We start from the raw sequence: 24176 nt of genomic DNA, 5'->3' as shown, positions 1-24176 counted from the left end.
CCCCTTTCATGTCATGGGCGCGCACGCCCGCTGGGCACCAAAAAAGCGCCCGTCCCTACAAGCTGGGACGAAGCGCCACAAAACGGACTGTACGCCCGCAAAAGCTCTTCGTTTAACCACCCAGCTTAGATGCCCTCGCCCGCGTATTCGCGCGCTCGCATCCGTTACTCGGCTGGCCTGTATCGACGACCATCTCGGCGATATCTACTAGGACGAGCCTGTGCGACGCGTCCGTTGGGACCGCAGCTCCGGGGTGATTTTCATCGGTCGCATGCACGGGTTCTCAGCGCTCCCCGCTCTCTGTAACATGCGGACGGCCGACTACTCGTCCCCATCAACGCTTATGCGGAGTATGCTAGCACGTTCCGCGCCGGCGAAAAACCCTCAACACTGGTTTTATACGTTCGAAATTTCTCGCGGCTGTGGACCTTCTCTAGGAGCAAAATACCTGAAAGCACTTTATCGAAAGAAAGAAGGTTGCCATGCGCACGATTGGAATGAGTGATTATACCGTTGGCGAGGATTGCTTTACCGAGCTGCCCGCCGCACTGGCCGAGTACGGAGCGACCAAGGTCGCCATCATTGGCGGCAAGCGAGCCCTGGCTGCGGCGCTGCCGGGAATCGAGGCGGCACTTGAAGGTACCGATGTCGAGGTCCTGGAGACGCGCGTCTATGGCACCAACAGTACGCGTGCCAATATCGCCAAGGTCGTGAACTCCCCTGCCTGCCAGGAAGCCGACGTGCTCATCGCATGTGGCGGCGGCAAGGCACTCGACACTGTGAAGACGGCGGCCATCGAGCTCAAGAAGATCGTCTTTACCGTACCGACGATTTGCTCCAACTGCTCGGCCGCGACCGCCATTGCCGTTGTCTACAATGACGATGGCTCGCTCGAGGGCTATTCGTACCCCAACCGACCGGCGCACATCTTCATCAACCCCAAGATCATCGCCGAGGCACCGGCAGAGTACTTCTGGGCCGGCGTGGGCGATGCCCTGTCTAAGCAGCCCGAGGTCGAATACGCCACGAGCGCCGGCAACCTGGAGCACACCGCCGGTCTTGGCCTGGCACTCGCCCACACCTGCTCCGAGCCGCTGTTTACCTATGGTGTGCAGGGTCTTGAGGATGTGCGCCAGAATCTGTCGAGCGAGGCCGTCAAGCAGATCGCGCTCGACATCGTTGTCAACACGGGCTATGTCTCGAACCTGACCAACCAGAACGATTATTACTACAACTCGAGCGTGGCGCACGCGTTCTACAACGCCACCTGCAGCATTCCGCGTGAGGGCACCTACCTGCATGGCGAGGTCGTGAGCCTGGGCGTGCTGGTACTGTTTGCCTATACGGGCGATACCGAGAACCTTGAGCGCTACGCCGCCTTTAACAAGCAGATGGGGCTGCCCGTAACGCTTGAGCAGGTTGGCCTTACCGAGGCAGATATCCCGGCCCTGTGCGAATACGCGCACGCCACCAACGAGTGGAAGCAGGGAAACCCCGAGCCCTTCACCGACGAAAAATTCGCCGCCGCCATCAAAGCTGCCAACGCCTACGGCCACACCCTCTAGCTCTAACCCAAAACCACCACAAGGGAGCAGTACCTTTGTGGTGGTTTTTTATTGCTCCAGCATGCTGGGGTCGAACTCGCTAGCCGGGATCACGCGATAACCGTGGCGGAGCAGTAAATCAACGAAGACGCCGTTGCCCGCCGTAGGGGCGCCGCTGAATGTTCCGTCGTAGATGCGACCCGCGCCGCACGAGGGACTACGGTCCTGCAGGATGCACGCGGCGATCTCTTCCGGCCCGCCCGCCTGCTCGCACATATCGAGCGCTCGTTGGGCACCCAGGCGAAATTCGCGATCGACCGATATGCCCTCGCAGGTACGAACCTCTCCGTTCACAATCTCGGACGGCTTGCGCGGTGTGGGCAGACCGCCAAAGACCTCAGGGCACACCAACAGGACCTCGGTCCCCGTACGTTCGCACGCTTCGACCAGTTCGCGATGGTAGTTATCGAGCCCGTTATATTTGCAGCTCTCGCCCATCAAGCAGGCACTCACCACGATCTTCATACATATCCCTCCCAAACAAAACGCCCCATTTGAGATAGAAACTCAAATGGGGCGATTGACACTGCACAACTAGTATTACTGCTGCTTCGGCATCAGCGGATTTTCGCGCGTGAGGAGATTCATGAACTCCTCGCCCGTGATCGTCTCCTTCTTGTACAGATAACGAGCCAGCTCGTGGAGCTTGAACTTGTTCTCCTTCAGGATCTGCAGGGCGCGGTCGTGCGCATCCTCGATCAGCTTGGCGACAATCGCGTCCACGCGCTCGGCCGTACCGGGGGCGCAGGTGAGCGACGTATCCTGGTTGAGGTACGCATTCTGGACGGTACCGAGCGCCATCATGCCAAACTCGTCGGACATACCAAAGCGCGTCACCATGTTGCGGGCGAGCTTGGTGGCCTGCTCGATATCGTTGGCGGCGCCAGTCGTCATCTCACCAAAGATGAGCTCCTCGGCCGCACGGCCACCGCAGTAGACGGCGAGCTTGTCCAGGACCTCCTGGCGTGTGGTCAGGAAGCGCTCATCCTCCTCGACCTGCATGGTGTAGCCCAGAGCACCGCTCGTGCGTGGCACGATGGTGATCTTCGTGACAGGCGCAGAGCCCTTCTGGCGAGCGGCAACAATGGCATGGCCGATCTCATGGTAGGAAACGACCTGCTTCTCGTGGTCGGAAAGCACCGTGGACTTACGCTGTTGACCGGCAATAACGACCTCCACCGACTCCTCGAAGTCGTCCTGGGTTGCACGCTTGCGACCTTCGCGAACGGCACGCAGGGCGCCCTCGTTGATGATATTGGCCAGGTCGGCGCCCGAGGCACCGGGCGTGGCACGGGCAATCGCGGTCAGATCGATCGGCGGCTCGGTCTTCACACTCTTGGCGTGGAGCTCGAGGATGTTCTTACGGCCGGTCAGATCGGGCAACTCGACGGGGATGCGGCGGTCAAAACGACCGGGGCGCAGTAGAGCGGGATCGAGACTGTCGGGGCGGTTGGTTGCGGCAAGGACAACGATACCCTTGTGGTTATCGAAGCCATCCATCTCGGTCAGCAACTGATTGAGCGTCTGCTCGCGCTCGTCGTTGCCGCTAAAGCCGCCGCCATCGCGCTTCTTACCGATGGTATCGATCTCATCGATAAAGACGATACACGGGGCCTTTTCCTTGGCCTGCTTAAACAGGTCACGAACCTTTGCAGCGCCGCGACCAACAAACATCTCAACGAACTCAGAGCCCGAAATGCTAAAGAACGGAACACCGGCCTCGCCGGCAACAGCCTTGGCAAGCAGGGTCTTACCGGTACCCGGAGGGCCAACAAGGAGAGCACCGCGCGGCAGCTTGGCGCCGATCTCCTCGTAGCGCTGCGGCTTCTCCAGAAAGTCGACGACCTCCTTGAGAGACTCCTTGGCCTCTTCCTGGCCGGCGACGTCCTTAAAGGTCACGCCCACGTCCTTGGAGGCGATCACGCGCGCGCCGGACTTACCCAGTCCGCCGCCGCCAAAACCGCCGCCACCAAAGTTCATCGACGGGCCGTCATCGCCCATAGCCTTCTTCATGCGGCGGTTAAGCCACCAACCGATGAGGAAGAAAATCGCCATGGGAAGAATGAGAGTGAGCAGGTAGTAGGTCATCAAACCCGAGTTTTTATCGGGAACGACCGACTCCAGCGAAGCGCCAGACTCAAGCACGCGATCGGTAAAGCCCGCATCATTCGGCACACCGGTCGTCTTATAGGCGATGTTCTCGTCCTCGCCCTTCTTGGTGTAATAAATGGTGTAATCGTCCGTGTTGTACTCGACCTTGTCGACGCTCTTCTTATCGAGCGCTTTGACAAACGTCGAGTAGTCGGTCTTCGTAATCTGCTGCGTGTGACCGATGTTGGGGAACAGAACGGTCGAGAGCACGAGGTAGACGACGAAGGCGATGAGCACGTAGAGGATCATATTCCGTCTACGCTTGTTGTCATCCATCTCCATCTGCTTGAACTCCATCTACTGGGGTTGATAATGGTTTCTAGAATACCCAACCCGAGCGACGATAAACCGACGCCGGGCACGAAAGGACAGAGATGGCATCACTGTAGGTCGGCAAGGTTCAAATCTATACAGGCGACGGCAAGGGCAAGACGACGGCTGCGCTGGGGCTCGCGCTGCGCGCCACGGGCTATGGACTTAACGTTCTTAGGCTGCAGTCTGCCAAGAAACTGCACTGCGCCGAGCATGATGCGGCGCCCCGTTTGGGTCTGCGCATCGTACAAGCCGACCGCGACACCCCGAGGCCTGCGCGGCACAGATTCTGGAGCTAGCACACGAGCAGATATCACAGGTCGACGTTCTGATTTTGGACGAACTCGGCGAGGCTATGCGCCGCGGCTTCGTGACACGCGAGGATGTCGAAGCGCTGATCGCGATAAAGCCCGCCACCACGGAACTCGTGCTCACCGGCCGCGGGCTGCTGCCGTTGGCCGACCTCGCGGACTTAGTCACCGAAATGCGTCCCATCAAACACTACTTCGACGAAGGCCTCCTAGCCCGCCAAGGCATCGAATACTAATTGATTCGTTTTCCGCCAACACCTACAGCTCATAAGGAAGTTGCGGTGGAATAGTACTTGTTTGACGGTCCGCAAGGGCTTTTCAGGAACTATTTCACCGCAACTTATCAGGGGTATCCGACGGATGAGCTAGGCGGTGGCGCGACCTAGCCAGTTGCCGCTGTGGTGGTAGATGGTGAACAGCGTGGCCGTGATGAGCCAGGTTACGGGGTAGACCAGCAGTAGATGCTCGAGCGACGGATCGAAGGGCATGATCGCAAACACCCAAATCACCCTGAGTACGACGGTGCCAAAGATGGTGAGCATCATAGGCTGCAGACTCACGCCGGCGCCGCGGATGGAACCCGAGGCGTTCTCGATAATCGAGAAAATCGCATAGAACGGCGCAATGAAATGGAGGATGGTCGTGGTGTACGCCGAAATCGAAGCATCGTCGACAAACAGACGCGACAACGGACCCGAGAACACCAGCAGCACGGCAGACAGGCCACCAATGAGCATAAACGACAGCACGAGCGACGTATGGTAGCCCTTGCGCATGCGCTCGTAGTTGCGCGCGCCAAAGTTCTGCGCCGAGAACGTAGTGATCGATACGCCGAGCGCCTCGGTCACCATCCAGATAATGCCATCCAGGCGCCCAGATAGACCCCAAGCAGTCGTGACATCGGCGCCAAACGAATTAACCGACACCTGGATCAGCACGTTCGAGATCGAATAGGCAGCCGATTGAAAACCGAGTGGCAGACCACACGAGATCATACTCTTGCAAATACCGCGATCGATACCGAGCTTAGACAGCGAAAGACGCCATGCACCCGGAGCGCGCATCATGCGCAACATGATCATCGTTGCATTGGAGCAAATGGTCAGCGCCACTGCGATGCCGCAGCCCAGCGCCTCCATATGCAACACAGCGACAAAGATGATATCCAGCACCACGTTAACAAGGCAGCCAGAGGCAATGATCACGGCGGGCCCGCGCGTGTCGCCCACGGCACGCAGCAGTGCGGTTCCCATATTCAGCAGCAGCGCCGCAACCATCGCGGCAAAATAACAGCGAGCATAGGCCACACCCTCGGCCAATAGTTCATGCGGCGTGTTCATAAGCACCAGCATGGGCTCAACGAACACTATGCCAAGAATCGAGAAAGCGATACCGCCCACCAGCGCGAGCGTCATGGCTGTATGGACCGAACGACTCAGTCGCTCATCATCGTGCTGGCCAAAATACTGACCGGTAATGACCGCGCAGCCGGCGCCGACGCCAACGCAAAAGCCAATGCAGAGCTCGGTGAGCACCATCGTGGCTTGAATGCCACCCAGCGCGAGCTTGCCGCCAAACTGGCCAACGATATACGTACCGATAAGCGTGTAGGCCTGCTGAAAAAACGAACTAAAAAAGATGGGAACGCACAGCGACAGCAGCTGTTGCCAAATGACACCCTGCGTTACATCGATAGCCGTAGATTTCTTAGCCACACGCCCTCCCCGCCAGCATACGTCAAACAACATAACGGCAATTTAAGACCAAAGCCAATACTAGCTTAGCACCGACTGGCGGCGACCGAAACACCCCGAATTAGAGCGCGGTGCGGAAAACTGCCTAGTGATACAAACCCGGCTGGTAGTGATACTCATTGCTCACGTGCGGGCACAGCTGCCAAAAGGCGACGGCGCTCGCCGCGGCCACGTTAAGCGAATCGACCCCGTGCGCCATCGGAATGCGCACCGCGTGGTCACAGCCGGCAATGGTCTTGGCGCCCAAGCCGGCACCCTCGGTACCCATAAAGATTGCCAAGCGGTCAATCTCCTGCAGCACGGGATCGTCCAGCGATACGGAATCGTCCGTCAACGCCATAGCGGCACACGAAAAACCGGCATCGTGCAACGCGCTCAGGCCATCATGCGGCCACACACGAGCCTCGCTGCCAATGCGCGTCCACGGCACCTGAAACACGGTGCCCATGCTCACGCGGGCCGAGCGACGGTACAGCGGGTCGCAGCACGTCGGGCTGACCAAAATACCGTCAACGTTCAATGCGGCAGCCGAGCGGAAAATCGCGCCAACATTGGTGTGATCGACAATACCCTCAAGCACGCACACGCGCACCGGACGATCCCCCGCCGCCTCGACGACGCCGCCCAAGAACTCATCAACCGGAATCTGACGCGGGCGACGGAACGCCGCCAGCGCGCCGCGCGTCACGTTAAAGCCCGTCAACTGCTCCATGAGCTCCATGGAGGCCACGAACACGGGAACCGGACCCGCTCCCTCGCGCACGACAAGCTGGTCAAACAGCGGCATCATCTGGTCGAGCCAGCGCTCGCCCAGAAGAAAGCTCACCGGCTCATATCCGGCGCGCACGGCACGCTCGATGACCTTGGCGCTCTCCGCAATAAAGATGCCCTTTTGCGGCTCCAGCACGCAGCGAAGCTCACGCTCGGTCAGTCGCACGTAGGCATCGAGCCGCTCGTCCTCGAGCGAATCAATTCGCAGAACCTCAACGGCATCAGTCATAGCAGCCAGCCCGCACCCTTCTTTACAGCACATCTATACCAAACGAGGCGACGCTAAGCGCCGCCCCATGCATTCAATCAACCCGATGATACCGTTCACGCCAGACGATTTACGCCTCGATGCGACGATACGTCACGAACTCATAATCGACGCCCTCGTCACCCTCACCGGCGGCAATCGTCGCGACCCCGCTACGCTGCGCAATCTCCCACGCGGGATCGGCGTCCAAGTCGGGAAAGTACGTGTCCACGGGATGGACGCAGTGGTTATGAGTGACCTCGGCCTCCACGCAGTACGGCAAAAACTGCCGATAGACATCGCCGCCACCGATCACCCAGGCAACGAGCTCATCGGCAACCGCAGAGAGCGCTTCGTCAACGCTATGCACCACGTCGACGCCCTCGTGGGTAAAGCCCATATCGCGCGTAAGCACGATATTGCGGCGGTTCTTGAGAGGACGCCCGCCGGGAAAACTCAGCAGCGTCTTGCGTCCCATGATAACCGGGCAGCCCTTGGTGCAGGCCACAAAATGGCGCATATCGGCGCGATTGGACACCACCATGTCGCCCTCGCACCCAATGCCCCAATCGTCACACACGGCGACGATAGCAGATAGCTTACACGTCATGAGCACCACCTACACCGCAATGGGAATGTTCTTGACCTGCGGGCCGTGCTCATAGCCCTCGACGATCAGGTCATCGGTCGTAAACGCATAGAAGTCATGCACATCGGGGTTGAGCGTTACCTTGGGTGCCGCAAACTGCGGACGCTCGATAAGCTCGCGGACGATATCGACATGACGATCATAGATATGGGCGTCGGCGATCACGTGCAGCAGCTCACCGGGAATCATATCGACCGACTGCGCGACCATCATCAGCAAAATGGCGTACTGGCACACGTTCCAGTTGTTCGCGGCCAAAATGTCCTGGCTGCGCTGGTTGAGAATCATGTTGAGCGTCGGCTTGTCGTCCTGAGGACGCTGCGTCACGTTATAGGTCACGCTATAGGCGCATGGATACAGGTGCATCTCGGACAGATCGCTAAACACGTACGTATTGGTCATAATGCGGCGACTATACGGCGTGTGCTTAAGGTCGTACAGTACACGGTCAATCTGGTCGAAGTCGCCCTCGGCGTAATGGCTCTTCTGACCAATCTGATAGCCGTAGGCTTTACCGATGGAACCGGTCTCATCGGCCCACTCATCCCAGATATGGCTGTTGAGGTCATGGACGTTATTGGACTTCTTTTGATAGATCCACAGAATCTCGTCCATGGCAGACTTAAGCGCCGTACGACGCAGGGTGAGCGCGGGGAACTCCTCGCGCAGATCATAGCGCGCCGTGACACCAAAGTTTTTAATGGTATAGGCAGGGGTGCCGTCCTCCCACACCGGGCGGACCTTTTGGCCCTCGGTGGTGGTGCCATGGTCCAAGATATCGCGGCACATGGTTACAAACTGTTGATCAGCTTTGCTCATTGACCCTCCTGTCAGTCGCCTACAAGCGAGATTCATTGTAGCCCAGGCGCACGCGGCCCCACAGCCCAAACATAAGCCCTCATTTTCTGACATATGCCAGAAATTCATTGCGCAAATCTGCACGTTCGCTATTCTATTGTTGACATATGTCAGATAAGGAGTGCGCATGGCAGGAAGACGCGAGAAACTGCGCCGCGTCGGGATCATCCCCGAATATCGCGGTTTTACCCCCGATGGCCTGGCGAGCGGCGATGCCATCGATATGACAGTCGACGAGCTCGAGGTGCTGCGCCTGTGCGACTTGGAAGGCCTTAACCAAGAGGCAGTCGCCCAGCACATGGGCATTGCCCGCGCCACGGTGACGGCAATCTGCAGCCGCGCGCATCGCAAGGTGGCCGATGCGCTGGTCAACGGACGGGCGCTCGTTATCGAGGGCGGCAATATCGCATACTCCCCCATCACCACGACAACGGCCGCATGGCCAGCAAAGGAGGTCGACACCATGAGGGTGGCAACGACGTACGACAACGGCAACATCTTTATGCACTTTGGCCGCAGCGAGCAGTTCAAGATCTACGACATCCAGGATGGCAAGGTGCTCAACGAGCAGGTCGTAGGCACCGGCGGCACCGGCCACGGCGCCTTGGCGGGCCTGCTTGCCAAAGGTGGCGTTGACACGCTCATTTGCGGCGGTATCGGCGGCGGCGCTATCAACGCGCTTGCCCAAGCCGGCATCACGGTCTATGCGGGCGCCCAGGGCAGCTGCGATGCCTGCGTCGAGGCCCTCATTGCCGGCACGCTCGCGCAGACCGGCGAGGCCACCTGCGATTGCCATGGCCACGACCACGAGCACATCCATGAGCACGGCGGATCCTGCGGTTGCCACGGCCATCACGAGAACGAGGGTCACGAGGGCTGCAGCTGCCACTAACAGCAGGCAATCGATGCCATCACGCGTCTGCTCACACAACATATAACGCACCAACGACGAAGGCCGCCTGGAATACCATCCAGGCGGCCTTCGCCATACACGACTCTACCAGTCGTTACTTCTTATTGCGCATCTGCGCTTCCATCTGGCGCAGCAGATCCATATCGGACTTAGGACCGCCCGTCCCAAGTCCGCCCATGCCGCCCAGGCCCATGGCATCCAGACCGGGAATATTGGGCATGCGCATCTTTTTGCCCTTCTTACCCTTCTTGCCCTTCTTGCCGCCGGCCTGCGCCTGATTGGCCATCGAGCGCATGCGGCCCATCATCTTATTCATCTCGCCCCACTGCTTCATAAGGCTATTGACCTCAGTGGGGGTCACGCCGGCGCCCTTGGCGATGCGGGCGCGACGCTGACCGTTGATGATGGAGGGACGAAGGCGCTCCTCCTTGGTCATCGACATGATGATGGCCTCGTTCTTGTCGAAGATGCCTTCGTCCAGGTTGCCACCCATCTGGTTGAGCGCACGCTGGCCACCGGGGAGCATGCCCAGAATGCCCTTCATGCCGCCCATCTTCTTGACGGCCTTCATCTGGTCGAGCATGTCGTTCATGGTAAAGCCCTCGCGCAGCATGCGCTCGGCGGCCTCAAGCTGCTCGGCATCGGCGGCCTCCTGGGCCTTCTCGATAATGCCGACAACATCACCCATGCCCAAGATGCGCTTGGCCATGCGGTCGGGGTAGAACGGCTCCAGCGAATCGGGCTTCTCGCCCATGCTCACGAACTTGATGGGCTTGCCGGTCACCTGGCGCACGGAAAGCGCGCCGCCGCCACGGGCGTCGCCGTCGAGCTTGGAGATGATCACGCCGTCAAAGTCGGTGCGCTCGGCGAAGGTCGAGACGACGTTGACGATATCCTGGCCGGTCATGGCATCGACGACCATCAGCACCTGATCGGGCTTGACGGCCTTCTTGATGTCCACGGCCTCCTGCATCATCTGCTCATCAATCTGCAGACGACCGGCGGTATCGACGATGACCACATCGCGCAGGTGGTCGACGGCCTCCTGGATGGCACCCTTGGCAATGTCAACCGGGTGCGCGCCGTCACCGCGGAAGACCGGCACGCCGATCTCGCCACCGAGCGTGGCCAGCTGGTCGGCAGCGGCGGGACGATAGACGTCGCACGCGGCGAGCAGCGGCGAGCGGCCCTGCTTCTTGAGCAGGTAAGCCAGCTTTACGGCCGCCGTGGTCTTACCGGAGCCCTGCAGGCCCACGAGCATGATGACATTGGGAATGCGGTTACTAAAGACGAGCTTGCTCTCGGTGGAGCCGAGCATCTCGGTGAGCTCGTCGAGCACGATCTTGACGACGTTTTGCGCCGGCGACAGCGACTCCATGACCTCGGCGGTCATGCAGCGCTCCTTGGTCTTGGCGACGAACTCCTTGACGACCTTGAAGTTGACGTCGGCCTCGAGCAGCGCCATGCGAATGTCGCGCATGGCCGAGGTGATATCGGCCTCGGTCAGCTTGCCCTTGCCGCGCAGGCGGTCAAATGTGTCGTTGAGGCGATCGCTCAGGGAATCAAACACTAGTCACTCCTTAATTGGACTCGCCCACCAGGGCGCGGCAGAAATCTTTGGCATTAAACTCCTGCAGGTCATCGACCTGCTCGCCCACGCCGATGCGCAGGATGGGAAGCTTGAGCTTCTCGGCCACGGCCATGGCGATACCGCCCTTTGCCGTGCCGTCGAGCTTTGTCATGATAATACCGTCCAGGCCCAGCGCCTCGTTAAACTCGAGCGCCTGGTTCAGGCCGTTTTGGCCTGTTGCGGCATCGATTACGAGGACGACCGAGACGGGCATGGGGCCGGCGGCCATATTGGCGGCGCGCTTACGCGTCACGTTGACCACCTTGGCAAGCTCGCGCATGAGCTCGGGGCTCGTGTGCAGACGACCGGCGGTGTCGATAAGCACCAGGTCGCTGCCGCGCTTGTCGGCCTCGTCGAGCACGTCGTAGCAAACGCTCGCCGGGTCGGAGCCGCGGTCGCGCTTGATGACGGGAACGCCGGCGCGCTGGCCCCACACATCGAGCTGCTCAATGGCGGCGGCGCGGAAGGTGTCGGCTGAGCCGATCACGACGTTCTTGCCGCGGGCAGACATGGCGCTCGCGATCTTGCCGACCGTCGTGGTCTTGCCGGCACCGTTAATGCCCACAAACAGCACGCAACTCGGCGTGTCGGCGAACGGATCGCGCTCGACGGGCACAAAATGCTGCTCGAGCTGCTCGGCCAGGGCGCGACGGAGCTGCGGGGCGGTCTTAAGGTTCTTCTTGGCCGCGGCATCGCGCAGGTCATCGGACACCTGGATCGCGACCTCGGCACCCATGTCACCCATGACGAGGGTGTCCTCTAGGTCCTCCCAAAAATCCTCGTCGACCTCGCCGCCAAAGTAGAAGACCTCGTTGAGGGCCTCGCGGCTGCGCTCAAGTCCGCGCGAGAGAGCATCGAAGAATCCCATTATGCATTCACGACCTTTCCGGTTTCGCGATCGAGTTTTTGCGAGACGACGCGACTGACGCCGTCGGCTTGCATCGAGACGCCGTAGAGGACGTCAGCGTCCTCCATAGTACGGCGCTGATGCGAGATAACCAAGAGCTGCGTATCGGAACGCAACACGTCGAGTGCGCCGATGAGCTTGGACAGGTTGGCGTCATCGAGCGCCGCCTCGACCTCGTCCAGCACATAGAACGGCACCGTACGCGTGCGATAGACAGCAAAGAGCAAGGCGAGCGCCGTCAGGCTCTTCTCGCCGCCCGACATGAGCATCATCTTGGTGATGCGCTTGCCACGCGGCTGCGCCACGACCTCGATGCCCGTCTCGGCCGGATGCTCAGGGTCGGTCATCTCCAGATGTGCCTGGCCACCCGGAAACAGCATGGCGAAGATCTCGCGGAAGTTCGCATCGACCTTCTCGAAGGTCACCAGGAAGGCCTTGCGCATCTTACGGTCAATGGCCACGGTGATCTTGGTGAGCGCCTTGCGCGCGCTCTCCAGATCGGCCAGCTGCTCCTCGATGTAATCGGCGCGGCGCTTGAGCTGCTCGTACTCCTCCATGGCAACCTGGTTCACAGGGCCCAGGTTGTTGATCTGGCGCACGAGCTGGTTGAGCTCACGCTCGGCAGCGTCACGGTCGGTGGGCGCAGGAAGCATGAGCGCCTCCTCGAGCACCGTGGTGCCATCGGCGGTAATGGCCTTGATAGCCGCCTCTACCTGCACCTCAAGCTTGCCGCGAGCGACCTTGAACTCGTTTTGCGTCGCGGTGGCGGCATCGACCCGCTCCTTGGCGCGGGAGACCTCGGCCTTGGCGTCCTCAATGGTCTTCTTAAGCGAGGCCGAGTCAGCCTCCTCGAGCGAAGCCTGGTCACGCAGACGCGAGGCCCAATCCGACGCGCGCTCCAGCAGGGCCGAATAGCGTTCGTGCATGGGATCGACGCGCAGGCGCAGCAATTCGAGCGAGCGCGAGGCCTGGCGTGTTCCGCGGATACGGCGGTCGATGCCCTCAAGACGATGCTCCAGATCGGGCACGCGGCCCTTCAGCGAACGCAGGCGTTCGCTCGTCTGGGCTAGGCGAACCTTGGCGTCGGCGAGCTTGCCGGCAGCCTCGGAATCGTCACGGCGAACGCGGTCGAGTTCGTCGTTGGCCTCGGCAATCTGCAACCCCAGATTGCTTGCCTGCGCGCGAGCCTCGTCACGCGAACGGGTGAGCTCGTCAACGCGCGGGCGCGCAGCGCGAACGGCTTCGGAGGCCTGCTCGCGGCGCTTGGAGATGCGCACGCGCTCGACCTCGGCATTGTTGGCGCTTTGCTCCAAGCGGCCGATCTCGGAGAGCAGCGAGCGGCGCTCGCCCTCAAGACGGGCGATCTCGCCGGCGGCATCGCCCTCAGCGGCACGCGCTTCCTCAACGGCCGCATTGGCCTCAACGACCTGGCCTGACACATGTTCAAACACAGCGGCCAAATCGGGCTCAAGCCCCTCCAGCTCGCGGATACGGCGCTTGCGCTCCAGAGCACCCGAGGCCTCGCCGGCATCGAGGCCCACGCGCACCAGGCCGCCGCAGCTTACGCGAGCGCCATCGGGAGTCACGTAAGTCACGCCGTCAACGACCGGCGCCGACAGCGCGGCAGCAAGATCGTCCACGACGTAATAGCCGCCGAGCAACGCCTCGACGACGGGACCGTAGCCTGCGCGTACGGACAGACGATCAACCAGACGGGTACCGGCAGCGCCCTCAGCGGCGGTAGAGCTGCTCACGCCACGCGCCACCAGCAGCGCCTCGCCCGAGGCCTTCTTTTGGTCCAGAGCCGCACGACCGGCACGCTCAAGCGTGGCGGCGTCATCAAACAGCAGCGCATCGATATCGCCAGCGAGCAATTGCTCAACCAGGCCCTCAAGCTCGCGCGGGGCCTCCAGCACGTCGCCCAGACGACCCAAGACATCGTCGCCCAGCGTACCCACCAGACGGCTCACGAGCGGCGAGCTGTCGGCCATGCGGGCATCGAGTTTCTTTTGGCTGGCAAGCTCCGAGCGCACCTCGGACAGCTTGTTGCGCGCCTCACTCTCACGATTACGCAAGTCCTTCAGGGCTGCACGGGCGACCTCGGTGGCCTCACGCGCATCGGCCTGGGCCTGGCGCGCTTCCTCAAGAGCGCCTTCAAGCTCCTCAGCGCGGTCGCGACGGCTCTCGAGTGAGGCCGTGACCTCCTCGAGCTGCTCGTCAATCTGCTCCAGGCGCGAGGCGTACATGTTGTCCTCGACCTCGGCGTTGCTCAGCGAGTCCTTCACCTTGGCGAGCTCGAGCGCGGCGTTATCGGCCGCACGCTGCACATCGCGCTGCTCGCGCGTGAGCTGCGAAATCTGATTGTCGAGCGCAACGCGACGCTCGTGGAGCTGGGCGGCGGCAGGACCGGCGGCGTCAACGTCGTCCTGGGCCTGCATGTGCGCACCGGTAACTTCCTCAAGCTGGGCACGCGCATCCTCGAGCTCCTCGACCACGCGACGACGCTGATGCTCGGAGCTCGAAATCTGACCGCGCATGTCAGACAGGCGCGACACCATGTTGTGGCCCTTTTCCTCGAGCAGGCGCATGTCGGAGTTAATGCGGCCGACCACATCTTGCATATGACGGCGTTGCTCGCCCAGGTCGCCCACAAACAGGCCCTTTTCCTCAAGCATAACCTGGAGCTTCTCGAGCTCGCGCTCCTTTTCGCTCATGCGGTACTGCGCAAGCTCCAGCTCGGCAGCACCTTCCTTGGAGCGGCTCTCCAGGTCGTTCCACTGCGACTGCAGCGAACGAAGCTCATCGACAGCCAGCATCTGCGTAAGCTCGTTCGCGCGCGAGGACAGCTCTTTGTACTTGCGCGCGCGATCGACCTGACACTCAAGCGGTCGCAGCTGACGGGCGATTTCCTTATTGATGTCGCGGGCACGCGTCAGGTGCTCGTCCATCGACTTAATCTTTTTGAGCGCACGCTCCTTGCGGCGCTTGTGCTTGGAAATGCCGGCGGCCTCCTCGATGAGGGCGCGACGCTCCTCGGGGCGGCTCTGCAAAATGGCGTCGAGCTTGCCCTGGCTGATGATGGAATGCGTATCCTTGCCTAGGCCCGAATCGTGCAGGATGTCCTGAATGTCCATCAGGCGGCACGGACTCGAGTTGATGAGGTACTCGCTTTCGCCCGAGCGATACATGCGACGGGTGATGGCGACCTCGTCAAAGTCGACGGGCAACATATGGTCCGAGTTATCGAGCACCAGCGTGACCTCGGCGACACCCACCGGCTTGCGCGCCGACGAGCCCGAGAAGATGACATCCTCCATGGCCTGGCCGCGCAGCTGCTTGGCGCTCTGCTCGCCCAGGACCCACAGAATCGAGTCAGAGATGTTCGATTTTCCCGAGCCGTTTGGACCGACGATGACGGTCAGGCCCGGCTCAAACGTCATATGGGCGCGGTCGGCAAACGACTTGAACCCTTTGAGCGTGAGGGACTTGAGATACACGGTTCCTCGCTTACACGTGCTTCTTGTTCAGAATCACGCCGTTGGTGGTGTAACCCATGCGGTCGAGCGCTTCGAGCGCGGCAGCTCCCTCGGCTTCCTTCTTTGAGGAGCCGGAGCCGCGACCCTGGCGAATACCATCGATCAAAACCACAGCGGTAAAGGTGGGCGCATGCGCCGGGCCCTCGGAGCCAACGAGCTTGTACGCCGGAGGTTCGTGACCGTCGGCTTGCACGCACTCCTGCAAAAACGACTTGGGGTTCGCAGGATGCTCGGCACGCTCGGAAGCCAAATGCGGCTTAAGCGTACGGTGAATGAACTCCGCCGCAACGTCCCAGCCGGCATCCAGGTACAGCGCGCCCACGAGCGACTCATAGACGTTCTCGAGGGCCGAATGCAGGCCGCGCGCACCGGTACCGGTCTCGGAGGCACCAAAGATGATGATGTCGTCGATGCCCAGCTCGTGAGAAACCTCGGACAGCGTAGCGCCCGAGACAAGCGACACCTTCAAGCGCGTGAGCTTGCCCTCGTCAAACTCCGGATAGGACTCAAACAGGGAGCGTGCGACCACAGCGCCCAAAATGGAATCGCCCAAGAACTCAAGGCGCTCATAGCTGGCAGAAACCGGCTGGCCCTCGACTGCCGAGGGATGCGTAAGCGCCGCGCGCAGCAGCACCTTATTGTTGAACTCGTGGCCCAGGATTTCCTGGGCGCGCGTAAGTCGGTCGGATAAAGCCAAGACTTAAGCCTCCTTGGCAGCTTCGATAGCGTCGACGGCGTCGGCGACAGAGTTGAGCGAGAGCAGGGTCTCGTCATCGATCTCGAGGTTGAACTCGTCCTCGATAGCCGTAACCAGCTGCAGGCGCTCGAGCGAGTTGGCATCGAGGTCGTCAAAGGTGGTCTCCTCGCTAATTTCGGCAACATCGACGCCCAGAACGTCAGCAGCGACCTCGGCGATCTTGTCGAAGATTTCGGAGCGGTCCATAGCGCTTCCTCTCATAGTGCATGAATACCAAAAGAATGGTACCGCCCGGGCGGTACCAAGACACGGTTCTGATTCTACCCCACGACGTGCACCGCGAAGCACATAACAGCGCTCTAACTCGCTCTTATAAAACGATACCGTCCATAGAGTTGGCGACATTCTCGACCAGCCCGGCGCGCACGGCTTCGGCCGCCGCGAGCGTACCGTTTTTGACAGCCTCGACCGAGGTGGCACCATGGCCGATCAGGACCACGCCGCGCAGGCCCAAAAGAATCGCGCCGCCCTTGGCGTCGCCCGAAAGTTTGGCTTTAATCTCGCGCATCTGCTTTTTGATGAGCAGCGCGGCAATCTTGGTGCCGAGCGAAGACATAAAGACACCCTTGAGCTCCTGCAGCAAAAACTTGGCAGCGCCCTCGGTGGCCTTGAGCGCAATATTGCCCGACATACCATCGGCAACGACGACATCGAAGTTGCCTGAGGTGAGGTCGGTGCCCTCGCAGTTACCAACAAAGCCGGGAACGGCGGCCTTCATAGCAGGGAAACAGGCCTTGGTAAAGTTAGAACCCTTCTCGTCCTCGGTGCCGTTGGCAAGCAGGCCCACGCGAGGATGCTCGATGCCCAGGACGACGCGGGCATAGGCGCTGCCCATCTGGGCAAAACGCACCATATCGTCAACCTCGACATCGGGGTTGGCACCCATGTCGCACAGCACCGTCAGACCGCCGGCGCGATTGGGCAGCGCATTGGTCAGACAGGGGCGCACCGGCTGCTTCTTGCCTTCGGCCTGATACCTAAACGGCGTCACGTAGGCGGTGGCAGCGGCGGTCATGGCACCGGTCGAGCCGGCGGAGAAGAACGCATCCGCGTTGCCCTTCTTAATGGCGCGGCAAGAAAGCACGATCGACGACTTACGCTTGGTCATCACGGCGCGAATGGGATCGTCATCCATGGCGATAACGTCAGGTGCCTCAAGGGCCTCAACACGTGCATGGGAAGCTGCAAAGGGATTGACGATTTCGGCCGGGCCAGCCGCCAAGACCTCGATATCGAGATCGGCGGCAAGCGCAGCCTCGATACCATCGAGAACAACCTGAGGTTTCTCGTCTCCGCCCACAACGTCTACACAAACGCGAACGTTACTCATATACATGCTCCTTATACAAAAATGGCCGACTCATTGAGCCGGCCATTGTGGTTCCATTTGGAACGGCATCGCATCCAGAGTATACCGTTACTCGGTAACGATAACCTCGCGGTCCTTGTAGAAACCGCAGCTGGGGCACACGTGGTGCGGAAGCTTGACAGCGCCGCAACGGGGGCACGTGGACTGAGCCGCAGCCGAGATCTTCATGTTGGCGGAACGACGGGTGTGAGTGCGGATACGACCCTGCTTTTGTTTAGGTACGGGCATAGTGACCTTCCTTATGAACTATCCAGTGTGGCGATTACGCGCAAGTAGCGATACTACCACAGTTTTACTCATCAAGCTTGAGATTCTTCAATGCTGCAAATGGATTTTCCGTGACAGCGGCCCATTCCGCCTCTGCCTGGGCGGCGCAATCGCATTGCTCGACGTTGAGATTGCAACCGCATGTGGGGCACAGACCACGGCAATCGGGCTTGCAGAGCACCACAAACGGCGTGTCCATAACGACCGCGTCATTGATGGGCTCGCCCAGATCGACGATGCGGTCCTCACCCAGGAGCTCGTAGCCGTCCTCGTAGGCCTCGGGATCCTCGGGCTCCTCAAAGAGGTAGAACTCCTCGATCTCGCCGGCGATATCAAACGAGGCGGGCTCCAGGCAACGGTCGCACTCGCCGGTGGCGTGCGCGCGGACCATGCCCGTGAGCAAGACACCGGTACCGGCATTGGTAAAGACAACGTCGTAGTCGATGCCGTCCTGAAGCTGGTACTCCTTCTCGCCCACCGTGTAGGTGGCGACATCGACCTTACCGGTCAGCGGATACGAATCTCCAGGAAACTCGAGCTGCTCGGAAAGATCGACGGTAACGCTCGGGAACTCAGCCATTACCACTGACCATTCTGTTGGGCGGCACCCTCGTTGAGCTGCTGACGGCAACGGGTAACGGTGCCGGTCAGGCTCTTGAGGTTCTCCTCCAGGTGCGTAAAGACCTGCTCTGCGTAGTCCTCGGCAGCATAACGCGTCTCGCGCTCGTACTGCTGGGCACGATCGCGGATGTCGTCGGCCTGCTGCTGCGCAAGGCGGACGATCTCCTGCTCACCGGCAATGGTGAGGGCCTGCTGCTGAGCGTCGGCGATGATGGAATCGGCCTGAGCGGCGGCGGAAGCCATAAGCTCCTCGCGCTCCTTAAGGATACGGCGGGACTTCTGCCACTCCTCGGGATAGCTCATGCGGATCTCGTCGAGGATGTTGAAGAACACGTCGGCGTCGATGACCTTGAACTGAGCGTTCTTGCCGAAAGGCGGCTTGGCTTCCTCGATCAGCCCTTCGAGCTCATCGACCAAGCTGACGATCCTATCGCCAGGAAAATTCTCGCCCGGCATCCGGTCTCCTTTCATAGGTAACATATCATCGTGCTAGTTTACCACATGCCACCAGGCAATAAGAAACGTCACGAAAAGCGATGTTTGAGCGCTTCGACCACGTTGGACGGGACAAACGTCGATACGTCACTGCCAAGCGAGGCGATCTGGCGAACGACCGAGCTTGAGATATAGCCGTACTGCGGCGCACTCATGACAAAGATGGACTCCAGCTCGCTATCCAGGCGATAGTTAAGGTCGGCCTGCTGCAGCTCATACTCAAAGTCGGTCATGGCGCGCAGGCCCTTGACCACGGCCCCCGCTCGCTGCTCACGAGCGAAGTCGACCAAGAGGCCAGTAAAGGGCAGGACCTCGACGCCGTCGATATCACCGAGCGCCTCGCGGGCCAGCGCCACGCGCTCATCGAGCATAAACGTGGTGCCCACGCCGTTTTTACCCTGCGACTCGGCAACAGCGACGATCACGCTGGGAAAGATGCGACGGGCGCGACGGATGACGTCGATATGGCCAAACGTGATGGGATCGAAGGTACCCGGAACAATGACGCGGTTAATGGTGTCACTCATGGGCGTCCTCCTGAAACGTCGTGGCATCGTTGTTATCAGCATCGGTGACGGCACTATCGCCCTCACCGTCGTCATCGCCGACCCAACGAAGCAGGTCGACCGAGGTAATGCCGTAGCGCTTCTCACGTACAGTCTCAAAGCCTGCCGGATGCGCGCCCGCATCGGCGGCGGCATGCTCAAACAGGGCATAAGCGCCAGGTGCAAGCAGACCCTGATGGGCCAGATTCTGCAGCAGTTCCTCGACCGGCTCGGCACCAAAAGCATAGGGCGGGTCGAGCAGGACCAGATCAAAGGGGCCGCCCGGTACACGACCGCGCAAGGCACTCGACAGCATGTCGCCCGTGACCACGCGCCAACGCGCACGGTCACGGCAGAGCGACTCGATATTCTTGGTAATGAGCCGCGCGGCGTTGCGATCGATCTCAAACGTCGTGAGCGAGCGGGCCCCACGAGAGAGCATCTCTAACCCTAAGGCACCGGAGCCGCCAAAAGCGTCCAGCACACGAACCTCGTCCAAATCGAAATCGAATGCCGACATGACCATAGATGCGCACGCCTCGCGCACGCGATCGGTCGTGGGGCGGGTGACATCGCGACCACGGGGCTCCTCGATCTTACGACCGCGCCATTCGCCGCCGATGATTCTCATCCTCCGCTGACCTCCTTAAAAATGTGTCGATAACGCATGGCGACCGCGTCGCGCAAGGGAAGCGTCGCCACAGAGTCAAGGTTGCAAGCATACCGCAAGAGCTCGACCGCGTCCAAATGGGCCCATTCGATAAGGTCCTCATCGGCATCCAGGTCGACAAAGCGCAGGGTCACACCACCATGCTGGCGATAACCCAGGATCTCGCCTTCATGGCGCAGGCGCAGGTCCATCTGGGCGAGCGTAAAACCATCCGAAGTTTTTTCGAGCGATTGCAGGCGATCTTGTGCCGCCGATGCGCCGCCGTTGCCCTTGGAGTGCGTCATGACCAGGCACGTGCCCGACACGCTGCCACGGCCCACGCGACCGCGCAGCTGGTGCAGGGCAGCCAAACCAAAGCGCTCGCCGTTCTCGATGACCATGACGGTGGCGTTGGGCACGTCGACGCCCACCTCGACCACCGTAGTCGAGACGAGCACATCGATCTCGCCACGCTTAAAGGCATCGATGACCCGATCCTTCTCCCCCGCTGGCATACGGCCGTGAAGGCGCTCGATGGCAAGCCCCGGCAACGCCAGGCGCAGGCGGTCGAGCTCGGTTGCCGTATCGTGCAGTGGCACGGGGACGGTTACGCGGCCCTCGTCGTCGCGGGCAATACCGGGCACGTCTTCCAGCTCATCGGCCGAGTCACTCGGCTCCACAAGCGGGCAAATCACGTAGGCCTGCTGACCCTTTTCATGCGCCTCGCGGATGGCGCCATAGGCGAGGTCACGGCTCGACTCGGTGAGCACGCGTGTCGACACGCCAGCGCCGGGGACAGGCCGATGGCGGATGATGCTCGTGTCCAGATCGCCGTAGACCGAAAGCGCCAGCGTACGCGGGATGGGCGTTGCCGTCATAACGAGCAGATCGGCACCGGGGCCCTTCGCGCGCAGGGCGTTGCGCTGGCCGACGCCAAACCGGTGCTGCTCATCGATAACCACGAGCGACAGATGCTTGAACGCAACGTTATCCGAAAGGACCGCGTGGGTGCCGAAGAGCACGTTAAGCTCGCCCGATTTCAGCTGCGCATGGATCTGCTCACGCTCAGCCGCCGGCGTGGCACCCGTCAGGAGCGCCCAGGACATGCCCGCCTGCGAGAGCAAGGGGCCGGTCTTATCGGCATATTGGCGCGCCAGCACGCCCGTGGGCGCCATAACGCAGGCCTGCGTGCCGCTATCGGCAGCCACAGCCAGCGCGCAGGCGGCGACGGCCGTCTTGCCGGTACCGACATCACCCAGCAGCAGGCGGTTCATCACGCGCCCGCCATCGCACATATCGCGCAGGATATCCTGGAACGCGGCCTCCTGCTCGTCGCTCAGCGAAAACGGCAGGGCTTGCTTGAGCGCGGCCAGGTGCTCGCCCGCGGTGTGGGCATAGGGAACCACATCGACCAGGCCGCCGTCGTTGCGCAGGCGCAGCGCCAGCTGCAGGTAGAGGCACTCCTCGTAGGCCAGGCGACGACGCGCGATGTCGCGCTCTGCCATACTCGATGGAAAATGGATTGAGCGCAGCGCGCGGGCATTGCTCATCAGGCGACGCTTAACGCGCAGCGGTGCCGGAATGGGATCAAAGGGATTGCCGACGACCTCGATCGCGCCGCTTACGATGCGGCGCATCCACGCCTGGCTCACGCCGTCACTCACGTAATGGACCGGAAGGATGGTGCCCGCAGCACGCCCGTCATCGAGCTTTTCAAAGTGCGGCGAGGCCATCTGCTTAAAGCCGTAGGCAAACTCGACCTTGCCCATCACGGCCAGGCGGTCGCCCTGCTTAAGCTGCTGGGCAATCCAGGGCTGGCGGAAAAAGGCAACCTGCAGCACGCCCGTCTCGTCAACAAGCGAGACCTCGGTCACCTGCATGCGCGGACGCGGCTGCTTTTGGACGATGCGATCAACCGTGGCGATGATGGTGCACACGGTGCCGATGGGCGCCATCTCGATGGACCACGAACGGGTAAAGTCGAGGTATCGATGAGGGATATGGAGAAGGAGGTCCCCCACCGTCCGAATTCCCAAACGGCGAAGGGCCTCCTCACGTTTACCCGAAACATATTTGAGTCGCGCGATATCCTCGTCGAGCGCATTGCTCTGGGCAAAGCGCCCCGAGACGCGCGGCACGGAGCACAGCTCAGACATGGGCAGTTGCCTACTCGATCGAGAAGATCACGGGATAGAGCGGCTGCTCGCCACGATGGGCGTCGATCTCCAAGTCGGGCTGAGCTTCCTCGATGGCGTCGACGATCTCCTGGAAGTCCTCGTCGGACAGCTCCTCGCCGGCCAGAATCGTCAGCGCATCGCCCTCCTCTTCCTCCTGCATGCGGTTGATGCAGTCGAGCGTGACCTGTTTCACGTCGGAGCCAACCACGTCGATGGAGCCGGCGATGATACCCATGACGTCACCGGAGTGAATCGGAGAGCCGTCAGAGGCGCTGGAATCGCGCACGGCACGGGTGACCTCGCCATCGCGGACCTCGCTGATGGCGTCGACCATGGCGGCGACGGCATCCTCGAGCTCGGAATCGGGCAGGACCGCGAACAGAGCGGAGAAGGCCTGCGGAACGGTCTTGGTGGGAACGACGGCGACCTTCTTGTCGGTGCAGGCTGAGGCAGCGGCCTCAGCGGCCATGCGGATGTTGCCGTTGTTGGGCAGAATGATAACCGAGGTCGCGTTGACCTGGTCAACGGCGCCCAGAAGGTCTGCAGTCGAGGGGTTCATGGTCTGGCCACCCGACACGATCACGTCGACGCCGAGGGACTTAAGGATGTCGGCCTCGCCAGAACCGGCGGCAACGGCGACAAAGCCCAGGGCCTTCGCGGGCTCGGCGGCCTTCTCCTGGTCCTCGTGAATCTTGGCGGTACGGTCGTGGGCCTCCATCTCCATGTTGTGGATAAAGACCTCGTAGATCTGGCCAAGCTGCAGCATGTGCTCGAGCACCAGGTTGGGGGTGTTGGAGTGCACATGAATCTTGTAGTCGGGGTAGGCACCCACGAGCAGCTCGCAGTCGCCCATGGAGCCTAGGAACTTAAGGCACTCGTCCTCGTCAAACGGGGCGTCGGCCTTAAAGAGGAACTCGTTGCAGTAGCGGAACTCCGAGCCCTCCCAGTCGTCGTTGGCCTCAATCTCAACGCGGCCAAGAGCAGCATCGCGGGCAGAGCCGGCGGAGTCAAACGTAGCGGAGAAATCCTCGACAACGGTGCTGCGACCAAGCGCGGCGGCAACAAAGTTCTCCAGGAAGATGGCAAAGCCGAAGGCGCCTGAGTCGACCACGCCGTTCTCTTTGAGGACGGGCAGCAAGTCGGGCGTGCGGGCGACGGACTGGTACGCCTCGACGACGATAGCATCGAGCGCATCCTCGGCCGAGAACTTCTTCTTCTCGCACTCATCGGCCTTGGTCGAGACATCGCGCAGGACCGTGAGGATCGTGCCCTCGATGGGCTTGCGGACAGCCTGGAAGGCGACCTTGACGGCACGACGGAAGGCGAAGGCAATGTTGGCGGACGTAATAGGCTCGTCGGCAGAGACAAGGCCCTCGGCCACGCCGCGAAGAATCTGCGAGGTAATAACGCCGGAGTTACCGCGAGCGCCCATGAGAGAGCCGTGGGTGATGGCACCGGCGATGGCCTCCATATCGGCATCGGCGGGAAGGGCAGAGAGCTCCTTGGTCACCGAGGCGAGCGTGAGCGACATGTTGGTGCCGGTATCGCCATCGGGTACGGGGAAGACGTTGAGCTTGTTGATCTCCTCGGCCTTGTCGGAAACGGCAGCCGCAGCGATCGGAAAACAGGTGCGAATGGTCTTTGCAATCATGG

The 24176-nt window shown here is 61.1% G+C and carries 21 protein-coding genes and 1 pseudogene; 3 read left to right on the top strand and 19 right to left on the bottom strand.

Features of this window, described 5'->3' with window-relative positions; translation table 11 throughout:
• Nucleotides 1-482: 482 nt before the first annotated feature.
• Entirely contained in the window at nucleotides 483-1565 is a 1083-nt protein-coding gene (locus AB5405_RS00490; RefSeq protein WP_217107867.1) for an iron-containing alcohol dehydrogenase family protein, read from the top strand.
• Nucleotides 1566-1613: 48 nt separating this feature from the next.
• Here the strand turns inward: AB5405_RS00490 and AB5405_RS00485 are convergent, their stop codons facing one another.
• Nucleotides 1614-2069: a 2-thiouracil desulfurase family protein gene (locus AB5405_RS00485; protein WP_217107866.1), complete on the bottom strand. Its 456-nt coding sequence runs from the start codon at nucleotides 2067-2069 to the stop codon at nucleotides 1614-1616.
• 75 nt (nucleotides 2070-2144) lie between these two features.
• A complete protein-coding gene (ftsH, locus tag AB5405_RS00480; protein ID WP_195520463.1) occupies nucleotides 2145-4037 on the bottom strand; it encodes an ATP-dependent zinc metalloprotease FtsH in 1893 nt (630 codons plus the stop codon).
• Nucleotides 4038-4159: 122 nt separating this feature from the next.
• Here ftsH and AB5405_RS00475 point away from each other — a divergent pair.
• Nucleotides 4160-4614, top strand: a pseudogene (locus AB5405_RS00475) (cob(I)yrinic acid a,c-diamide adenosyltransferase).
• Nucleotides 4615-4743: 129 nt separating this feature from the next.
• On the opposite strand, the gene AB5405_RS00470 reads toward AB5405_RS00475, so the two are convergent.
• From AB5405_RS00470 to thyA, 4 genes are all read right to left on the bottom strand, one after another.
• A complete protein-coding gene (locus AB5405_RS00470; RefSeq protein WP_368137198.1) occupies nucleotides 4744-6093 on the bottom strand; it encodes an MATE family efflux transporter in 1350 nt (449 codons plus the stop codon).
• Nucleotides 6094-6217: 124 nt separating this feature from the next.
• Nucleotides 6218-7132: a TrmH family RNA methyltransferase gene (locus AB5405_RS00465; protein ID WP_195362283.1), complete on the bottom strand. Its 915-nt coding sequence runs from the start codon at nucleotides 7130-7132 to the stop codon at nucleotides 6218-6220.
• Between the two features lie 109 nt (nucleotides 7133-7241).
• On the bottom strand, nucleotides 7242-7760 hold the full coding sequence (locus tag AB5405_RS00460) for a dihydrofolate reductase (protein ID WP_368137197.1): 519 nt from the start codon (nucleotides 7758-7760) through the stop codon (nucleotides 7242-7244).
• A 9-nt stretch (nucleotides 7761-7769) separates the two neighbouring features.
• Nucleotides 7770-8618 (bottom strand): thymidylate synthase, encoded by an 849-nt coding sequence (gene thyA, locus AB5405_RS00455; RefSeq protein WP_368137196.1) that lies wholly within the window; start codon nucleotides 8616-8618, stop codon nucleotides 7770-7772.
• A 166-nt stretch (nucleotides 8619-8784) separates the two neighbouring features.
• Here thyA and AB5405_RS00450 point away from each other — a divergent pair, with 166 nt between their 5' ends.
• The gene (locus tag AB5405_RS00450) at nucleotides 8785-9549 is read left to right on the top strand and encodes a DUF134 domain-containing protein (RefSeq protein ID WP_368137195.1); all 765 of its coding nucleotides are present in this window, start codon (nucleotides 8785-8787) and stop codon (nucleotides 9547-9549) included.
• A gap of 115 nt (nucleotides 9550-9664) precedes the next feature.
• On the opposite strand, the gene ffh is transcribed toward AB5405_RS00450, so the two are convergent.
• The 13 genes from ffh to AB5405_RS00385 all read right to left on the bottom strand — a co-directional run bounded on the left by ffh (nucleotide 9665) and on the right by AB5405_RS00385 (nucleotide 24174).
• Nucleotides 9665-11140, bottom strand: coding sequence for a signal recognition particle protein (gene ffh, locus AB5405_RS00445; RefSeq protein ID WP_368137194.1), 1476 nt, complete (start codon nucleotides 11138-11140; stop codon nucleotides 9665-9667).
• 10 nt (nucleotides 11141-11150) lie between these two features.
• Entirely contained in the window at nucleotides 11151-12068 is a 918-nt protein-coding gene (ftsY, locus tag AB5405_RS00440; protein ID WP_117769597.1) for a signal recognition particle-docking protein FtsY, read from the bottom strand.
• Entirely contained in the window at nucleotides 12068-15604 is a 3537-nt protein-coding gene (smc, locus tag AB5405_RS00435; protein WP_368137193.1) for a chromosome segregation protein SMC, read from the bottom strand. The genes ftsY and smc overlap by 1 nt, the downstream gene beginning before the upstream one ends.
• Nucleotides 15605-15614: 10 nt before the next feature.
• Nucleotides 15615-16340, bottom strand: coding sequence for a ribonuclease III (rnc, locus tag AB5405_RS00430; protein WP_138112385.1), 726 nt, complete (start codon nucleotides 16338-16340; stop codon nucleotides 15615-15617).
• Between the two features lie 3 nt (nucleotides 16341-16343).
• Nucleotides 16344-16586 carry an acyl carrier protein gene (locus AB5405_RS00425; protein WP_055286398.1) on the bottom strand — a complete coding sequence of 81 codons (243 nt, stop codon included), beginning with the start codon at nucleotides 16584-16586 and terminating at the stop codon, nucleotides 16344-16346.
• Nucleotides 16587-16710: 124 nt separating this feature from the next.
• Complete coding sequence (plsX, locus tag AB5405_RS00420) at nucleotides 16711-17730, bottom strand: phosphate acyltransferase PlsX (protein WP_368137192.1); 1020 nt, start codon at nucleotides 17728-17730, stop codon at nucleotides 16711-16713.
• 87 nt (nucleotides 17731-17817) lie between these two features.
• Nucleotides 17818-17997 (bottom strand): 50S ribosomal protein L32, encoded by a 180-nt coding sequence (gene rpmF, locus AB5405_RS00415; RefSeq protein ID WP_022094017.1) that lies wholly within the window; start codon nucleotides 17995-17997, stop codon nucleotides 17818-17820.
• 64 nt (nucleotides 17998-18061) lie between these two features.
• Nucleotides 18062-18616, bottom strand: coding sequence for a YceD family protein (locus AB5405_RS00410; RefSeq protein WP_368137191.1), 555 nt, complete (start codon nucleotides 18614-18616; stop codon nucleotides 18062-18064).
• The gene (locus AB5405_RS00405) at nucleotides 18616-19113 is read right to left on the bottom strand and encodes an ATP synthase subunit B family protein (protein WP_040358176.1); all 498 of its coding nucleotides are present in this window, start codon (nucleotides 19111-19113) and stop codon (nucleotides 18616-18618) included. Before AB5405_RS00405 ends, AB5405_RS00410 begins: the two co-directional genes overlap by 1 nt.
• A 68-nt stretch (nucleotides 19114-19181) precedes the next feature.
• Nucleotides 19182-19679 (bottom strand): pantetheine-phosphate adenylyltransferase, encoded by a 498-nt coding sequence (coaD, locus tag AB5405_RS00400; protein WP_368137190.1) that lies wholly within the window; start codon nucleotides 19677-19679, stop codon nucleotides 19182-19184.
• A complete protein-coding gene (gene rsmD / locus AB5405_RS00395) occupies nucleotides 19672-20328 on the bottom strand; it encodes a 16S rRNA (guanine(966)-N(2))-methyltransferase RsmD (protein ID WP_368137189.1) in 657 nt (218 codons plus the stop codon). Before rsmD ends, coaD begins: the two co-directional genes overlap by 8 nt.
• Complete coding sequence (locus AB5405_RS00390; protein ID WP_368137187.1) at nucleotides 20325-22502, bottom strand: ATP-dependent DNA helicase RecG; 2178 nt, start codon at nucleotides 22500-22502, stop codon at nucleotides 20325-20327. Before AB5405_RS00390 ends, rsmD begins: the two co-directional genes overlap by 4 nt.
• 10 nt (nucleotides 22503-22512) lie before the next feature.
• Entirely contained in the window at nucleotides 22513-24174 is a 1662-nt protein-coding gene (locus AB5405_RS00385; RefSeq protein ID WP_368137186.1) for a DAK2 domain-containing protein, read from the bottom strand.
• Between the last annotated feature and the right edge of the window lie 2 nt (nucleotides 24175-24176).

Source organism: Collinsella aerofaciens, assembly GCF_040920445.1.
Taxonomy (GTDB): Bacteria; Actinomycetota; Coriobacteriia; order Coriobacteriales; family Coriobacteriaceae; genus Collinsella; species Collinsella aerofaciens_BH.
The sequence above is the reverse complement of the archived record's forward strand: the minus strand, read 5'-3'. Positions and strand labels throughout refer to the sequence as shown.

Coding starts and splice junctions, on each gene's coding strand:
- AB5405_RS00490 (WP_217107867.1), top strand. CDS start 483: ATGCGCACGATTGGAATGAGTGATTATACCGTTGGCGAGGATTGCTTT.
- AB5405_RS00485 (WP_217107866.1), bottom strand. CDS start 2,069: ATGAAGATCGTGGTGAGTGCCTGCTTGATGGGCGAGAGCTGCAAATAT.
- ftsH (WP_195520463.1), bottom strand. CDS start 4,037: ATGGAGATGGATGACAACAAGCGTAGACGGAATATGATCCTCTACGTG.
- AB5405_RS00465 (WP_195362283.1), bottom strand. CDS start 7,132: ATGACTGATGCCGTTGAGGTTCTGCGAATTGATTCGCTCGAGGACGAG.
- AB5405_RS00460 (WP_368137197.1), bottom strand. CDS start 7,760: ATGACGTGTAAGCTATCTGCTATCGTCGCCGTGTGTGACGATTGGGGC.
- thyA (WP_368137196.1), bottom strand. CDS start 8,618: ATGAGCAAAGCTGATCAACAGTTTGTAACCATGTGCCGCGATATCTTG.
- AB5405_RS00450 (WP_368137195.1), top strand. CDS start 8,785: ATGGCAGGAAGACGCGAGAAACTGCGCCGCGTCGGGATCATCCCCGAA.
- ftsY (WP_117769597.1), bottom strand. CDS start 12,068: ATGGGATTCTTCGATGCTCTCTCGCGCGGACTTGAGCGCAGCCGCGAG.
- AB5405_RS00425 (WP_055286398.1), bottom strand. CDS start 16,586: ATGGACCGCTCCGAAATCTTCGACAAGATCGCCGAGGTCGCTGCTGAC.
- plsX (WP_368137192.1), bottom strand. CDS start 17,730: ATGAGTAACGTTCGCGTTTGTGTAGACGTTGTGGGCGGAGACGAGAAA.
- rpmF (WP_022094017.1), bottom strand. CDS start 17,997: ATGCCCGTACCTAAACAAAAGCAGGGTCGTATCCGCACTCACACCCGT.
- AB5405_RS00410 (WP_368137191.1), bottom strand. CDS start 18,616: ATGGCTGAGTTCCCGAGCGTTACCGTCGATCTTTCCGAGCAGCTCGAG.
- AB5405_RS00405 (WP_040358176.1), bottom strand. CDS start 19,113: ATGCCGGGCGAGAATTTTCCTGGCGATAGGATCGTCAGCTTGGTCGAT.
- coaD (WP_368137190.1), bottom strand. CDS start 19,679: ATGAGTGACACCATTAACCGCGTCATTGTTCCGGGTACCTTCGATCCC.
- rsmD (WP_368137189.1), bottom strand. CDS start 20,328: ATGAGAATCATCGGCGGCGAATGGCGCGGTCGTAAGATCGAGGAGCCC.
- AB5405_RS00390 (WP_368137187.1), bottom strand. CDS start 22,502: ATGTCTGAGCTGTGCTCCGTGCCGCGCGTCTCGGGGCGCTTTGCCCAG.
- AB5405_RS00385 (WP_368137186.1), bottom strand. CDS start 24,174: ATGATTGCAAAGACCATTCGCACCTGTTTTCCGATCGCTGCGGCTGCC.